Source organism: Pseudomonas sp. C32, assembly GCF_030417915.1.
GTDB lineage: Bacteria > Pseudomonadota > Gammaproteobacteria > Pseudomonadales > Pseudomonadaceae > Aquipseudomonas.
The window spans coordinates 68,071-83,329 of sequence record NZ_JAUHUK010000012.1; the positions used below are offsets into that span (position 1 = coordinate 68,071).

The following is a 15,259-nucleotide window of genomic DNA, read 5'->3' on the forward strand; positions in this document are numbered from 1 at the left end:
CAAATCAGGTGTTGCGTTGCAGGACCCCATCGCAAGCAGGCTTGATCCCACAGTGTCAGGCTCAGGGTTCGAGACCGATGCGGAAAAACTCGCCGCCACTCCACACGCCGAGCCAGCGCTGCCCGTCGATCTCGCGACTGACCGCCAGCTCCACCAGTTGGTAAAACACGTTGCGGTGAATCAGCGCTTCGAGATTGGTCCGCACATGAACGTAGGGCGCCGGTTCTTGAGTCTCCGGATCGATCACCACGCGAATCGGGTGTTCAGCCCCAGCTTCCGTGGTCTCCTCGACATTGGTGGTAAAGCGCAGGAGTTGTGCCTCGCCCTCACCTTCCACGTCCACGGCAATCGCCACGAACGGCGCATCGTCGACCTTGATGCCGACTTTCTCGACCGGGGTAATGAGGAAATAATCATCGCCGTCGCGGCGGATGATGGTGGAGAACAACTTGACCATCGGCTTGCGCCCGATCGGCGTGCCCAGGTAATACCAGGTGCCGTCGCGGGCGATGCGCATGTCGATGTCGCCGCAGAAGTCGGGATTCCACAGGTGGACCGGCGGCAAGCCTTTGGTCTTGGGGATTTGCCCCAGCAGGTCGTTGGCTTTTTGCGGGCCACTCATGGCGTTCTCCTTGGATTTACTGGTCGCTGAGCCCCAGCAGGCTGCGCGCATATTGTTCCAGCGGCGGGCCCATGAGGTCTTCGGGTTTTTCGTCGTGGAACGTCAGCAAACCGCCACGACTCTTGATATGCGCAGTATCAATCAAATACTGGGTGCTGGTCTCGATCAACATGATTTGAATCACGCCGCTGTCGATGCCGAGGCGATCCAGCGCTTCCTGATCCAGCCACTCGTCCGAGTTGCCGATACGGTCGTCTGACTTGGCAAAACGCGTGTAAAGCAGATAGTGGGCGCCGACGGCACGGGCTTCACTCATGGCCTGGTCGAGTCCTTCGGGGACACGGGCACGGCGTACCATTGGGAAGTATTCGACAAAGCCATCGAAGGCAACTTCGGCAATCACGTTAGGGCGCGGATAAACAGTGCTGCCCGGTGGCATGAACGCACCCTGGGCAATATAGACGAAGGAGTCGGGCTGAATGCGCAGGTTATTCACGCGACGGCTGTCGCTGTGGTCGAGCACCCCTGCATCGCTCATATGGTAACGGGTCATTTCGGCCATATCGCTGACGTTCATGCAGCCACCAAGCGCCAAAACGGCCAGCAGCAAAACCAGGCTACGCATCCTATCCTCCAGAGGCCGGTGACGGAAAACCGGCGAATGGCCGTTGGATGCAGCTTCCGCGCCAGCTCAAGTTCATCGTGCCTGATCAAACGCAATCGCGGGCAAGCCACGCTCCCACAGCGTTTACGCAAAACCCTGTGGGAGCGTGGCTTGCCCGCGATGAGGCCGATTCAGCCGCCGATAATTTTCATGACGGTAGCGCCGCCGGAAAACGCCACTTCCTGCTTGTCACCCAAGGCTTTCACCAACAGGCGCTGCAACGCCGGCAGTGCTTGATGACGCGGCTTGTCGAGCAGATCACCGACATAGTGACGGTTGCTCGACGACAGGCAGCCATGCAGCCAGCCGGTTGAAGACAAGCGCAACCGAGAACAGGTTCGGCAGAACGGCACGCTCTCGTTAGCAATCACACCGAAATGCCCAAGCCCCGGAATCTCGTAGCGCACAGCGGTCGCATCGACCGGTGCATCGGCTTGCAAATACTCATAGCGCTCGCCGATCAGGCTCAGCAGTTGCTGAAGGCTGACGAATTGTTGCAGGAAGGTGTTGGAGTCATTGGCCAAGTGGCCCATGCGCATGAGCTCGATGAAGCGCAGTTCATAGCCACGTTCGAGACAGTAGTCGAGCAGCGGCATCACCTGATCGAGGTTCTGGCCGCGCAACGGCACCATGTTGACCTTGATCTTCATGCCGGCCGCGTGGGCCTGGTCCATGCCGTCGAGCACCGTGGCCAGGTCGCCGCCACGGGCAATGCCACGGAACGCACTGGCGTCGAGGGTATCGAGGGAAACGTTGATGCGCCGGATACCGGCATCCACCAGCAGGGGCAGTTTCTTTGCCAGCAGCTGGCCATTGGTGGTCAGGCTGATGTCTTCCAGCCCCATCTGCCCGACAGCCTTCATGAACGCTTCGAGTTTCGGGCTGACCAGCGGCTCGCCGCCGGTGATGCGCAAACGCTCGATGCCAGCGGCTTCGATCAGATAGGCCACACCCCGCGCCATAGCGTCGGCCGACAACTCATCCTGCGCAGCCACCAGCCGCTTGCCGTTAGGCACGCAGTAGGTACAAGCGTAATTGCAGGCGGAGGTCAGGCTGATGCGCAAATTGCGAAAACGCCTGCCTTGACGGTCAACGATCATGATCTCTCCGGTGGAAGACTATTCGGGGCTGCTAAAACTTGACCTAGAAATCAAGTTTTAGCAAGTCCTACACCTGAGTATATTCCTGCGAACGACACCCTGTAGCGAAATCATGGCGCAATAAGGTGGCTGAATGGCTCAGCTGCTTGGGGTGTCGGTGTCGCGCTTGCGTTTGTTGCCCATGCGCACACCGATGTCCATCAGGAACTGGAAGAAACCTTCCTGGTCTTCCAGCACATTGCTCCAGAACGGCGAGTGATACAGCGCCACGGCACCGTGCACCAGCGCCCAGGACGCGCAGTAATGGAAGTAAGGGGGTACGTCTTCGAGTTTGCCTTCGCTGATCCGCCCCTTGATCAGCAGAGTCAGGCGTTCGAAGTTCGAGGCGCGAATGTTGTGCAACTCCTCGATCATCTCCGGGACCTGATTGCCCTTGACCACCTTCTCTTCCAGGCGATCAAACAAGCGATAACGTTGCGGGTCGCGCATGCGGAACTCGAAATACGCGCGAGACAGGGCTTCCTTGTCCTTGTCGACGTCGGCCGAATGCAACAGCTCGTTCAAATCACGCTCGTAATCGAGCATCAGGCGCAGATAGATTTCAGCCTTGGATTTGAAGTGCTTGTAGATCGTACCTTTGCCGATACCGACGGCATCAGCAATCATCTCGACGGTGACACTGTCTTCACCTTGTTCGAGGAACAGCTTGAGCGCGGTATCGAGAATTTCTTGCTCGCGGCGACGAAACTCACGGACCTTACGGGGTTCTTTATGCATAAGAAAAGGTCTGTTCGGGTCAAAATTCGAAGCCGCGTATTATGCCTAACTTGCGTAAAAATGCACGGATCATCCGACCATATCTGCGCTTTCTGGTCATTCTGCGTACGCGGGATGACTGATGAGAACTCTTCCGAAGCGCCCGTATTCCAAATTTGTTTAAAAACCCCGGTGATCAAACTGGACGGGATGCAATCCTGATCAATACTTGAACTGTCGGCGGGGCATCTCCCCCAAGTGTCACGCCGATATTGGTACCAACGGACCGCGTGCCATTGTTTTACTCCTAATGGTCTTAACCCGGATTCACCCCCCAGAACCCGGGTTTTTTTTGCCTGCGATTCAGAGGCCAAAGCCCCGAACTGCCACAGGCTGCGATCTTTTCCGGTATTACGCCAAAGCCCTGACATGCGCCAGGGGAAACAATCGCTTGAAGTTCTCTGTGGTCTGCTCAGCAAATCGCTCGTAGGACTCACCCCGCAACATTGCCAGAAACTCCGCTACTTCCCGCACGTACTGCGGCAGGTTTGGCTTGCCGCGATATGGGATCGGCGCCAGGTACGGTGAGTCGGTTTCCACGAGCAACCGGTCAGCGGGCACCTTGCTGGCCACGTCGCGCAAGGCGTCGGCATTGCGGAAAGTGACAATCCCGGACAGGGAAATGTAGTAACCCATATCCAGCGCAGCTTTCGCCATCTCCCAGTCTTCGGTGAAGCAATGCAGCACGCCCGCCTGGGGCAGCGCCGCTTCACGCAACAGATTCAGGGTATCGGCGCGGGCGCCACGGGTATGAATGATCACCGGTTTACCGGTCTGTTGCGCCGCTTGCAGATGCAGGCGAAAGGATTCCTGCTGCAACTCTGCCGCTTCGGGCTCGTAGTGATAGTCCAGGCCGGTTTCGCCAATCGCCACCACGCGCGGGTGATTGAGTTCCTGCAACAACCAGTCGAGCGCAGGCGCGGCGCCCGGCTGGACATCCAGCGGATGCACGCCGACCGAACAGTCGACGTCGTCATAACGCTCGGCCAGGGCTTTGACGTCGGCGGCATTGTCGGCGCTGACACCGATACACAGAAAGTGCCCGACGCCGCGCTGGCGAGCCGCATCAAGTGCGGCATCCAGTGAACCGTCGTGAACGGTCAAGTCAAGGCGATCGAGGTGGCAATGGGAATCTACGAGCATAAAAGGCTGCAACTTACATCGAATGAGTGGGACAACAGGATTCCCGGTGCTTTAAGTCTAGGCGCAGACAGTCAGCGCTGGGCGGGCAAGGACGCCCATTGCACCAGCAAGGCTTCCAGCAACAAAACCCGGTTCAGGTTCGCTTTGCTCAATACTTTCTGGCGCTGGGCGAGGATCCAGTCCTGGATATTCAAGACTTTGTCCTGAGCGGTTTTCTGCGCCAGGTACTGAACGACCTTGCGCATATCGGTCAAACCCAGCCCCTCTTCATCCTGGGTCAGTTGATAGCGCAGGATCAGGCTGGACCAATCGCAAAACCAGTCGAACAGCAGCAACAAGGGAATAGCATTCCAGCCTTCGGCCAGTTGCGTCGGCGACTGTTGCTGCTTGAGCAACTTTTTCACCCCTTCCACCACTTGTGCCCGCTGTTCGCGAACGCCCTGGGCCTGCAAATTGACCGCAGCCAGCGGCGAGCCCGCGGCCAGTGTCAGCAACTCGACACGCTCGTCATCCGAACAGTCCGGCAAGGCCTTGGCCAGCCAAGCCTGGCTCATGGCCGCACTCGGCAACGGACAAGCCTGCTGCACACAACGACTCTTGACGGTCGGCAGCAGTCGGCTTGGCTGGTGACTGACCAGCAACAGAACGGTATCGCCGGACGGTTCTTCAAGGCTTTTCAGCAAGGCGTTGGCCGCATTGATGTTCATCGACTCGACCGGCTCGATCAGCACCACTTTGCGCCCGCCCAGCTGGGCGGTCTGCACGACGAAACTGACCAGATCCCGGACCTGATCAACCTTGATCGCCTTGTCGGCTTCTTCCGGTTCCAGAATGTAGTTATCCGGATGACTGCCCGCCTTCAGCAGCAGGCAGGATTTGCATTCGCCACAGGCTTCAAGGCCGGCCGGACGCTGGCACAGCAGGTTGGCCATCAAGCGTTCGGCCAGCGCCCGTTTGCCGATACCGGCCGGACCGTGCAACAGATAGGCATGGGCGTGCTGGGCACGACCGGCCAGTTGCTGCCACAGACTGTCCTGCCACGGATAGGCCTCAGCCACGGGTCAGCTCCAGCAAACGTGGCAACAATGTATCCAGTGACTGCTGAACCTGCGCCAACGGTTGTGCGGCATCCACCAGCACATAGCGCGCCGGATCTGCCTCGGCACGCTTGAGGAAAGCACTGCGCACCGCATCGAAAAACGTCCGGCCTTCGAGCTCGAAGCGATCCAGGCGACCGCGAGCACTGGCCCGGGCCAGGCCGACTTCCACGGGCAGATCGAAAATCAGCGTCAAGTCCGGGCGCAGGTCACCCTGGACAAAGGTTTCCAGAGCGGCAATGCGCTCCAGCGACAATCCGCGACCACCGCCCTGGTAGGCGTAAGTCGAGTCGGTAAAGCGATCACACAAGACCACGGCACCACGGGCCAATGCCGGGCGAATGACTTCGGCCAGGTGTTGAGCGCGGGCGGCGAACACCAGCAACAACTCGGTATCCGGGTTCATGACTTCATCGACCGGGGCCAACAACACCTCGCGAATACGCTCGGCCAGTGGCGTTCCACCCGGCTCACGGGTCAGCACCACCTCAATACCGGCGGCGCGCAAACGTTCGGCCAGGTATTCGCGGTTGGTGCTCTTGCCGGCGCCTTCAGGGCCTTCCAGAGTAATAAACAAGCCAGTCACAGGCAGTCCTTAGTCAGAGTCATTGCGAGCTTTGCGGTGTGCTTGCATCGGAAGCCGGTGCATCCGGTGCGGGTTCAGGCGCGGGATCTTGCGGCTGCACCGACGGCGAAGCGTCCGGATCAGTGTCCGGTGACGCGGTCGGGATCGGCATCTCGGCGTCCTCAGACGCCGACGCGGCAGGCTCCTCCACCGGCGTCTCGGGTGCAGAGATCGGTGCCGGGCTGGAGCGGTAATCGGCTCGGCGCTTGATCTGGTACTCACGCACTGCATTGTTGTGCGCATCCAGATCATCGGAGAACACGTGGCTGCCATCACCGCGCGCCACGAAGTACAGGCTGCTGCCCTCCACCGGATTGAGCGCCGCATGGATCGCTTCGCGACCGACCATGGCAATCGGGGTCGGCGGCAAACCTGCATTCATGTAAGTGTTATAGGGCGTGGCTTCTCTGAGATGTGCACGGTTCAACTTGCCGCTGTAACGATCACCCAGGCCATAAATCACCGTCGGGTCGGTCTGCAGCAACATGCCTATCGCCATGCGCCGTACAAACACACCGGCAATCTGCCCACGCTCCTGCGGCACACCGGTTTCCTTTTCCACCAGCGAGGCCATGATCAGCGCTTGATAGGGTTCGGTGTACGGCACGTCCGCCGATCGTTGCGCCCACTCTTTGGCAAGCACATCGTTAAGGCGATCGTAGGCAATTTTCAGCAGCTCGACATCGGACATGCCGCGCACGAAGCGATACGTGTCAGGGAAGAATCGCCCTTCGGGAAAAACCCCGGTATGGCCGAGCTTGTCCATGACCTGGCTGTCGCTCAATCCATCAAGGGTCTGCTCGAGTTTTTCATCCCTGGCCAGGGCCGCACGCACTTGATGGAAATTCCAGCCTTCGACCAGGGTCAGGCTGTACTGAACCATCTCTGCGCGCTTCCACAGATCGATCAGCCCTTCGACTGTCATGCCGGGAACCATGCGGTATTCACCGCTGTGCAGAGGTTGTTTGGGCAGGTTGAAGCGCCAATAGACGCGCAGCCAGAATGCGTCCTTGATGACGCCGTCAGCTTCCATTTTCAGGAAGGTGCGGTTCGGAGTCGTGCCCTTGGGCACCTCCAGCAGTTTTTCCTGAGTGATATTCAGCGGTTGCACCAATGCCGAATGAATTTTCCAGGCAGAAGCACCCAACATCAGCCCCGCCAGAACCAGTCCGGTTTCCAGCAGCAGCAAGAGTTTACGTCTCACGTATCAAGCATCCAGTAGCTCATTGGCAATGGTTTGGAGTTTACGGGTGAGCGGCCCAACCGGCCAGCTCAGTGCTGCATAAGCACGCACCGGCCAAACGCCATAAACGCTGTTGCAGACAAAGACTTCGTCAGCCCATTGCAGCTGTTCGAGGGGGATATCGGTGATTTGCGTGGGGATACCCGACGACTCGCCTTGAAACAAAATTTCTTCGCGCATCACCCCGGCGACGCCACAGCGTTTGAGGTCTGCCGTGATCAGCACGCCATTGCGCACCAGGAACAGATTACTGAATACGCCTTCAATCACGCGCCCTGCCTGATCGAGCATCAAGCCTTCAGCATGCTCGGTGTCCTGCCATTCGGCACGGGCGAGGACCTGCTCCAGGCGATTCAAATGCTTGAGCCCGGCGAGCAGAGGTTGATTTGAAAGTCGTGTCGTACAAGGAAACAGGCGAACGCCTTGCTCAGCATGGGCATCCGGATAGACCGCTGGTGGGTTGCCCGACAAAATGCGTCGAGCGGAAACCGAGGGATCGAAGGCGTAGCCGCGCAAGCTGTCACCGCGTGTGACGATCAGCTTGAGCACACCTTCGTCCAGCTTCGCGGCATAGTTCAACAACTCCGCGACCATGAGTTCATGATCAAGGTTGATCGCCAACCGCTGGCACCCCCTGGCCAAACGCAACAGATGACGATCCAGCAGCACCGGGAGTCCATTACGCACAGCGATGGTCTCGAACAGACCATCACCATAAGCCAGGCCGCGATCCTTCAGCGACAAAGCGTCCGCCGGCTGACCGTCGACCCAGCAGTCCATCAGCCTGCGAACCGGCGGAACACCAGCGAGCCGTTGGTGCCGCCAAACCCGAAGGAGTTGGAAACCACCACATCAATGTCCATATTGCGCGCAGTGTGCGGCACAAAATCGAGATCGCAGCCTTCGTCCGGCTCATCGAGGTTGATGGTCGGCGGCGCCACCTGGCTGTTGATCGCCAGTACGCTGAAGATCGCCTCAACCGCGCCCGCCGCACCCAACAGGTGACCGGTCATGGACTTGGTCGAACTGACTGCCAGCTTGTAGGCGTGCTCGCCGAACACTGACTTGATCGCATTGACTTCCGCCAGGTCGCCTGCGGGAGTCGAGGTGCCGTGGGCGTTGATGTACTGCACTTGATCGCCATTGATTTTGGCATCGCGCAGCGCATTGGTGATGCAGCGCGCTGCACCTGCGCCATCGGCTGGCGGCGAGGTCATGTGGTAGGCATCGCCACTGGTACCAAAGCCGATCAGCTCGGCGTAGATGGTCGCGCCACGCGCCTTGGCATGCTCGAGTTCTTCCAGCACCAGCGCACCGGCGCCATTGGACAATACAAAGCCATCGCGGCCCTTGTCCCATGGACGGCTGGCGCGGGTCGGCTCGTCGTTGCGGGTCGACAGTGCGCGGGAGGCACCGAAGCCGCCCATGCCCAGACCGCAGGCCGCCATCTCGGCACCGCCGGCAATCATCACGTCGGCTTCGTCGTACATGATGTTGCGGGCCGCCATGCCGATGCAGTGCGTACCTGTGGTACACGCTGTGGCGATGGCGTAGTTAGGCCCCTGTGCACCCAAGTGGATGGACAGGAAACCGGAAATCATATTGATGATCGAGCCTGGCACGAAGAACGGAGAGATCCGTCGCGGGCCGGTCTCGTGCAGCGTGCGGGCGGTTTCTTCGATATTGGTCAGACCGCCAATACCCGAGCCCATGGCCACGCCGATACGCTCACGGTTGGCGTCAGTGACTTCCAGACCGGCATTGCGTACCGCCTGAAAACCTGCGGCCAGACCGTACTGAATGAACAGGTCGAGTTTGCGGGCTTCTTTGACCGACAGGTATTCCTCGACATTGAAGTCCTTTACCGAGCCGCCAAAACGGGTGGAATAGGCAGAAAGGTCGGCGTGTTCGATCAGACCAATGCCACTGCGGCCAGCCAGAATGCCCTGCCAGCTGCTCGGCACATCCGTGCCCAGTGGCGACAACATACCCATACCGGTGACTACGACGCGTCTACGCGACACAGCACTCTCCTTTTTTCAAATGACGACTTTGCATCAGGCCTAAAGAAAAAACCGCACGCCATGATGGCAGTGCGGTTTTTCCATGACAGCGAGCAACGATTACAAACTATTACGCCTGATGGCTAGTAACGTAGTCGATTGCAGCTTGTACAGTAGTGATCTTCTCGGCTTCTTCGTCAGGGATTTCGGTCTCGAATTCCTCTTCCAGAGCCATCACCAGCTCAACGGTGTCAAGGGAGTCGGCACCCAGGTCTTCAACGAAGGAAGCAGTGTTGACCACTTCTTCTTCTTTAACGCCCAGTTGCTCAGCAACGATTTTCTTGACGCGCTCTTCGATGGTGCTCATACCTTGTTTTCACTCCTAATGGACAAATTCAGGCAGCTGGCCAGTGGGTAAGTGTATAGAAAGACTTTTCAGCTTTTCAACTGAAAGCTTCACTCCTCGAACCCGGTGACCCTCTGCCTATAAATAGATTGCAGCTTTATAACGGATTTTAGACAGCTCGTATGACATTTTTTTGAAGCAATCCGTCACATTTGAATTACATGTACATCCCGCCGTTCACCGGGATTGTAGCTCCGGTAACGTAAGCCGCACCGTCCGACGCAAGAAAAGCGACCACGGACGCGATCTCTTGAGCTTGTCCCAGACGGCCCAGCGGAATCTGCGTCTGCAAAGCTTCACGCTGCGCCTCGGGCAGTTCACGGGTCATATCGGTATCGATGAACCCTGGGGCCACCGAGTTTACCGTAATCGAACGCGAACCGACTTCACGCGCCAGTGCACGGCTGAAACCTTCCAGACCGGCCTTGGCGGCAGCGTAGTTTACTTGGCCTGCGTTGCCCATGGCACCCACAACCGAACCAATACTGATAATTCGACCCCAACGGGCCTTGGTCATACCACGCAAAACGCCCTTGGACAGGCGGAACAGACTGTTCAGGTTGGTATCGACAACGTCATGCCACTCGTCGTCTTTCATACGCATCATCAGGTTATCGCGGGTGATACCGGCATTGTTGACCAGGATTGCCGGCGCACCGAACTGCTCCTGAATGCTTGCCAGGACACTTGCCACGGACTCGTCACTGGTGACATTGAGTTCCAGGCCAGTCCCCTGGATACCGTTTTCTTTCAGGGTAGCGGCAATACGCTCAGCACCCGACGCAGAGGTCGCGGTGCCCACTACGATGGCGCCCTGACGACCCAGTTCCAGGGCGATAGCCTGGCCGATGCCACGGCTTGCACCGGTGACCAGTGCAACTTTACCTTGCAGACTCATGCAAGCTTCTCCTGATTCAGGCCAACGCTGCACGAGCGGCAGCGAAAGCGTCTGGGGTATTGAGGTTGGATGTCGACACGCCTTCAGCACAGCGCTTGTTCAGACCGGCCAGTACTTTGCCCGGACCGCATTCGACCAGTTGGGTCGCGCCCTTGGCGGCCAGCGCCTGGACCGATTCAACCCAGCGTACTGGCTTGTAGAGCTGCTCAAGCAAATCACGCTTGAGGGTTTCCAGATCGCCCGGCACTTCGGCACTGACGTTCTGCACAACGGGAATCTGTGGGACTTGCCAGTCGATCGCGGCGATCGACTCGGCGAAACGCTCGGCGGCCGGACGCATCAGTTCGCAGTGTGATGGCACGCTGACCGGCAATGGCATGGCGCGCTTGGCACCCCGCGCCTTGCAACCTTCAATAGCGCGCTCGACCGCAGCCTTGGCGCCAGCGATGACGACCTGACCCGGGGAGTTGAAGTTCACCGCGCTGACCACGTCGCCTTGCGCCGCTTCGGCACAGGCGGCCAGTACGTCCGCATCTTCCAGACCCAGGATGGCGGCCATGCCGCCCTGCCCGGCCGGAACGGCCTCCTGCATCAACTGACCACGACGCTCGACCAGTTTCACCGCGTCACCCAGGCTCAGGCTGCCGGCAGCGACCAACGCGCTGTATTCACCCAGGCTGTGCCCGGCAACGTAAGCCGGACGCGCACCGCCTTCAGCCAGCCACAGGCGCCACAGGGCGATCGAGGCGGTCAGAATGGCCGGCTGGGTTTTATCGGTCTGATTGAGTTGCTCTTCCGGCCCTTGCTGGGTCAGTGCCCATAGGTCGTAACCCAGAGCATCGGAAGCTTCTTTGAATGTTTCGAGGACAACTGGGTGTTGTGCGCCCAACTCGGCCAGCATGCCGAGGGACTGCGAACCCTGTCCTGGAAAGACGAATGCGAGGGAAGCAGACATGTAACAAGCCCCTAATGATCTTGTCGTCGGAGAGTTGACGCCCCGGTTTTTGGGACGCAAGAAACTGACAGTTGGATGGTGACTCGAACCGAGCAGTCACATTTAAGCATTGTCCGACGAAAACGCCTAAAGCAACAAATCCTCCAGACGACCGTGAATGCGTTCTGGCAGGTTTTCCTGAATTTCGATCAGCGCGCGCTGAATGGCACTTTGAAAGCCCTGCACCCCGGCAGATCCGTGGCTTTTCACGACAATGCCCTGCAAGCCGAGAAAGCTCGCACCGTTGTGCCGCGCGGGCGCCAGGTCAGCCTGCAAGCGCTTCATCAGCGGCAACGCCAATGCACCGACCATGCGCGAAGCAACACTCTGCCTGAACAACGCTTCGATACGCCCGGCAATCATGGTCGCCAGGCCTTCGCTGGATTTGAGCAGGATATTGCCGACAAATCCGTCGCACACCACCACATCAGCTTCGCCACGGTACAAACCATCACCTTCGACAAAACCGATGTAATTGATACCTCGGGCTGCCTGCAACAACGTGGCGGCCAGCTTGACCTGCTGATTTCCCTTGATGTCCTCGGTGCCGATGTTCAACAACGCCACGCGCGGACGAGCAATGCCCAGCGTTTCCGCTGCGACCGAGCCCATCACAGCGAACTGCAACAGATGTTCCGCGCTGCAATCGACGTTGGCACCCAGATCGAGCAACTGGCAATAACCCTTCTGTGTCGGAATGGCCGCCACCATGGCCGGCCGATCAATGCCCGGCAAGGTCTTGAGCACAAAACGCGACAGCGCCATCAACGCACCGGTATTGCCGGCACTGACGCAGGCCTGGACCTTGTCATCGCGCAGCAACTCGAGCGCCACGCGCATGGATGAGTCGGGCTTGCCTCGCAGGGCCTGGGCAGGTTTTTCGTCCATAGTGATGACTTCGGACGCCGGAGCAATCGACAGGCGTGCGCGATCCACAGCCGAATGGCCAGCGATCAGTTCTTCAAGAAGGGAGGGTTGACCGACGAGGGTCAGGTGCAGCGAGGGGGTAGCAGCCAGACAAGCGAAGCTGGCCTGAACAATGCTGCGGGGACCGAAGTCCCCGCCCATTGCGTCAATCGCGATGACTTGAGCAGACAAGTGATTACTCGTCAGCGCCCTTGTCGATCACTTTACGGCCACGGTATACGCCTTCTGGCGATACGTGGTGACGCAGGTGAACTTCACCGGTGGTTTTTTCTACAGACAGGGTGCTAGCCTCGAGAGCGTCGTGCGAACGGCGCATGTCACGGGCAGAGCGGGATTTTTTGTTCTGCTGAACAGCCATAATTGATTAACTCCTAAACGTTTGGGTCACGCTTTAACTGCGCCAATACACTGAACGGGTTGGACCGCGTTACCTCGTCCTCGCTCGGTTCGGGCTCATCTGCTCCCGCCGGCTGCTGGCATTCTTCCGGATGATGAGCAGGCACAATGGGCAAGGCGAGCAGAAGCTCCTCCTCGATCAGTGACTGCAGATCCAAAGGATCTTCGCCCAGTTCCAGCACGTCATAACCTTTCGGCAACGACTGGGTATTCGCACCCTCCTTCACCACAGCGTAACTGCATTCGCTATGGATCGGCAGGGTGACCAGCTCAAGACAACGCTGGCAAACCATTTTGACCTCGGTGTCGATAAAACTGTGGATGACCACAGATTTACGTTCATCTCGTTCAAAAACGAATTTAGCCTGCACCGTACCGACATTGTCGGAAAGCGGGTCGCAGAGTCTCTTCAAATCGGCCAGCAGCATTTCACCTTGGAGGGTGGTGCCACGATCAGCCAATTTGCGCGGGTCAACGTGAGGTGGAATCGGGTCATTCAACATAGGCGCAGCATTATAGGGATGCACCCGGCCATGTCAAAGGAAATTCAGCCCTGTCCGTCACTTGGAAGCCCCGCTAGAATTCACGACTGTCATTTGGAGTTGCGCATGCTGCCTTTATTACTCGCTTCCAGCTCAGCTTATCGCCGGGAATTACTGACCCGTTTGCAGCTACCCTTTACGTGCAGCTCGCCGGATATCGACGAGAGCCATCGCCCCGGCGAGCCCGCCATCGAGCTGGTCAAACGCCTGGCCGAAGAGAAGGCGCGCGCCCTGGCGGACAGCCATACCGCTCATCTGATTATCGGCTCAGATCAGGTCGCCGTATTGGGCAACCGCATTATCGGCAAGCCACACACCTTCGAAAAAGCCCGAGAGCAACTCCAGGCCTCAAGCGGCACCAGCGTGACATTCCTGACCGGACTGGCCCTGCTGAACAGCCAGACCGGCCATTGCCAGGTCGACTGCGTGCCATTCACGGTACACATGCGCACACTCGACACCGCACGAATTGAACGCTACCTGCGCGCCGAACAGCCCTACGACTGCGCTGGCAGCTTCAAGGCCGAGGGTCTGGGCGTCAGCCTGTTTCAAAGCACCGAAGGGCCTGACGCGACCAGCCTCGTCGGCCTGCCATTGATTCGCCTGATCGACATGTTGCTGGCTGAAGGCGTGCAAATCCCGTAGGAGCCGGCTTGCTGGCGAACCGGGGCGACGCGGCGCGTCAGGTATGCCGCCATCGCTGGCAAGCCAGCGCCTACAGGTCATGGGAAGGCAAAAAAACCGGCAATGGCCGGTTTTTTTGTGCAATCAAAAGATCAGCGCAGCGACGGACCGTTAAACCCCATCCACATCGCCAGATGCTCAGCCACGCTGGCGCCCAGCTTCTTCGAGAAGCGATCGAATGGCGACTCCTGAACGGTAAAGTCCACCAGCTCTTTCTCGCCGATCACATCCCGCGCAACCGAACTGGCACTGCCCAATCCATCGACAAGCCCTAGCGGCAGCGCCTGCTCGCCGGACCAGACCAGACCGGAAAACAACTCCGGATGCTCCTTGTCCTTCAGGCGATCGCCGCGCCCCTGCTTGACGCTGTTGATGAACTGTTTGTGCGTCGTATCGAGCACACCTTGCCAGAACACCGTTTCTTCCGACTTCTGCGGCTGAAACGGGTCGAGGAACGATTTATGCTCGCCCGAGGTGTATGTGCGACGCTCGACGCCCAGCTTCTCCATGGTACCGACAAAACCGTAACCGGCCGCCGTCACACCAATGGAGCCCACGAGACTCGCTTTGTCCGCGTAGATCTGGTCGGCGGCACTGGCGATGTAATACGCCCCGGAAGCCCCCAGATCAGAAATGACCGCGTACAGCTTGATCTCCGGATGCAGGCCGCGCAGGCGGCGGATCTCGTCATAGACGTAACCCGACTGCACCGGACTGCCGCCCGGACTGTTGATGCGCAGAATGACACCCTTGACCTTTTCATCCTCGAAAGCTGCGCGCAGGCTGCCAACGATGTTGTCGGCACTGGCCGGCTCCTTGTCGGCGATCACACCGGTCACGTCGATCAACGCGGTGTAGTTGCCACTGCGAGTCGCCGCCTTTTCCATGTCCATCAACGGCGAAAACAGCGCCAATGCACCGAACAGGTACACAAAGGTCAGCAGCTTGAAGAATATTCCCCAGCGACGGGACCGGCGCTGTTCCTGCACGCTGGACAGCAAGGTCTTTTCCAGCAGCTTCCAGCTTTTCGCGTCACCGTCATCAGCGCTCGCCTTGGCAGGCGCTTTCCATTCGTCGGTCATGCCATACACCCCAGCAA

Annotated in this window: 18 protein-coding genes; 1 reads left to right on the forward strand and 17 read right to left on the reverse strand. The window is 58.7% G+C overall.

Annotation, left to right across the window (positions count from 1 at the left end):
* Positions 1-61: 61 nt before the first annotated feature.
* The 16 genes from QYH43_RS15305 to QYH43_RS15380 form a co-directional block, all read right to left on the reverse strand.
* Positions 62-622, reverse strand: a complete 561-nt coding sequence (locus QYH43_RS15305; RefSeq protein WP_095056629.1) for a DUF1285 domain-containing protein — start codon at positions 620-622, stop codon at positions 62-64.
* 16 nt (positions 623-638) lie between these two features.
* Positions 639-1,247 (reverse strand): DUF4823 domain-containing protein, encoded by a 609-nt coding sequence (locus QYH43_RS15310; protein WP_095056628.1) that lies wholly within the window; start codon positions 1,245-1,247, stop codon positions 639-641.
* A gap of 170 nt (positions 1,248-1,417) precedes the next feature.
* Positions 1,418-2,386, reverse strand: coding sequence for a GTP 3',8-cyclase MoaA (locus QYH43_RS15315; protein ID WP_095056627.1), 969 nt, complete (start codon positions 2,384-2,386; stop codon positions 1,418-1,420).
* 138 nt (positions 2,387-2,524) lie between these two features.
* Positions 2,525-3,163 carry a TetR/AcrR family transcriptional regulator gene (locus tag QYH43_RS15320; protein WP_095056626.1) on the reverse strand — a complete coding sequence of 213 codons (639 nt, stop codon included), beginning with the start codon at positions 3,161-3,163 and terminating at the stop codon, positions 2,525-2,527.
* A 390-nt stretch (positions 3,164-3,553) separates the two neighbouring features.
* Complete coding sequence (locus QYH43_RS15325) at positions 3,554-4,345, reverse strand: TatD family hydrolase (protein ID WP_095056625.1); 792 nt, start codon at positions 4,343-4,345, stop codon at positions 3,554-3,556.
* 71 nt (positions 4,346-4,416) lie between these two features.
* Entirely contained in the window at positions 4,417-5,403 is a 987-nt protein-coding gene (locus QYH43_RS15330) for a DNA polymerase III subunit delta' (protein WP_301157318.1), read from the reverse strand.
* Positions 5,396-6,028, reverse strand: coding sequence for a dTMP kinase (gene tmk / locus QYH43_RS15335; protein ID WP_095056623.1), 633 nt, complete (start codon positions 6,026-6,028; stop codon positions 5,396-5,398). The genes QYH43_RS15330 and tmk overlap by 8 nt, the downstream gene beginning before the upstream one ends.
* 19 nt (positions 6,029-6,047) lie before the next feature.
* Positions 6,048-7,271 carry an endolytic transglycosylase MltG gene (gene mltG / locus QYH43_RS15340; RefSeq protein ID WP_301157319.1) on the reverse strand — a complete coding sequence of 408 codons (1,224 nt, stop codon included), beginning with the start codon at positions 7,269-7,271 and terminating at the stop codon, positions 6,048-6,050.
* Between the two features lie 3 nt (positions 7,272-7,274).
* Positions 7,275-8,090: an aminodeoxychorismate lyase gene (gene pabC, locus QYH43_RS15345; RefSeq protein ID WP_301157320.1), complete on the reverse strand. Its 816-nt coding sequence runs from the start codon at positions 8,088-8,090 to the stop codon at positions 7,275-7,277.
* A complete protein-coding gene (fabF, locus tag QYH43_RS15350; RefSeq protein ID WP_095056620.1) occupies positions 8,090-9,334 on the reverse strand; it encodes a beta-ketoacyl-ACP synthase II in 1,245 nt (414 codons plus the stop codon). The genes pabC and fabF overlap by 1 nt, the downstream gene beginning before the upstream one ends.
* A 109-nt stretch (positions 9,335-9,443) precedes the next feature.
* Complete coding sequence (gene acpP, locus QYH43_RS15355; protein WP_003175607.1) at positions 9,444-9,680, reverse strand: acyl carrier protein; 237 nt, start codon at positions 9,678-9,680, stop codon at positions 9,444-9,446.
* 196 nt (positions 9,681-9,876) lie between these two features.
* Positions 9,877-10,617 (reverse strand): 3-oxoacyl-ACP reductase FabG, encoded by a 741-nt coding sequence (gene fabG / locus QYH43_RS15360; protein WP_007987168.1) that lies wholly within the window; start codon positions 10,615-10,617, stop codon positions 9,877-9,879.
* A 16-nt stretch (positions 10,618-10,633) separates the two neighbouring features.
* Entirely contained in the window at positions 10,634-11,572 is a 939-nt protein-coding gene (fabD, locus tag QYH43_RS15365; protein ID WP_095056619.1) for an ACP S-malonyltransferase, read from the reverse strand.
* A gap of 126 nt (positions 11,573-11,698) precedes the next feature.
* Complete coding sequence (gene plsX, locus QYH43_RS15370) at positions 11,699-12,709, reverse strand: phosphate acyltransferase PlsX (protein ID WP_301157321.1); 1,011 nt, start codon at positions 12,707-12,709, stop codon at positions 11,699-11,701.
* Between the two features lie 4 nt (positions 12,710-12,713).
* Positions 12,714-12,896 (reverse strand): 50S ribosomal protein L32, encoded by a 183-nt coding sequence (rpmF, locus tag QYH43_RS15375; protein ID WP_003179396.1) that lies wholly within the window; start codon positions 12,894-12,896, stop codon positions 12,714-12,716.
* Positions 12,897-12,909: 13 nt separating this feature from the next.
* Positions 12,910-13,437 (reverse strand): YceD family protein, encoded by a 528-nt coding sequence (locus QYH43_RS15380; RefSeq protein ID WP_008066540.1) that lies wholly within the window; start codon positions 13,435-13,437, stop codon positions 12,910-12,912.
* A 105-nt stretch (positions 13,438-13,542) separates the two neighbouring features.
* Here QYH43_RS15380 and QYH43_RS15385 point away from each other — a divergent pair, with 105 nt between their 5' ends.
* Positions 13,543-14,121: a nucleoside triphosphate pyrophosphatase gene (locus QYH43_RS15385; RefSeq protein WP_095056617.1), complete on the forward strand. Its 579-nt coding sequence runs from the start codon at positions 13,543-13,545 to the stop codon at positions 14,119-14,121.
* 131 nt (positions 14,122-14,252) lie between these two features.
* Here the strand turns inward: QYH43_RS15385 and QYH43_RS15390 are convergent, their stop codons facing one another.
* Positions 14,253-15,242: a S49 family peptidase gene (locus QYH43_RS15390; protein ID WP_095056616.1), complete on the reverse strand. Its 990-nt coding sequence runs from the start codon at positions 15,240-15,242 to the stop codon at positions 14,253-14,255.
* Positions 15,243-15,259 lie beyond the last annotated feature (17 nt).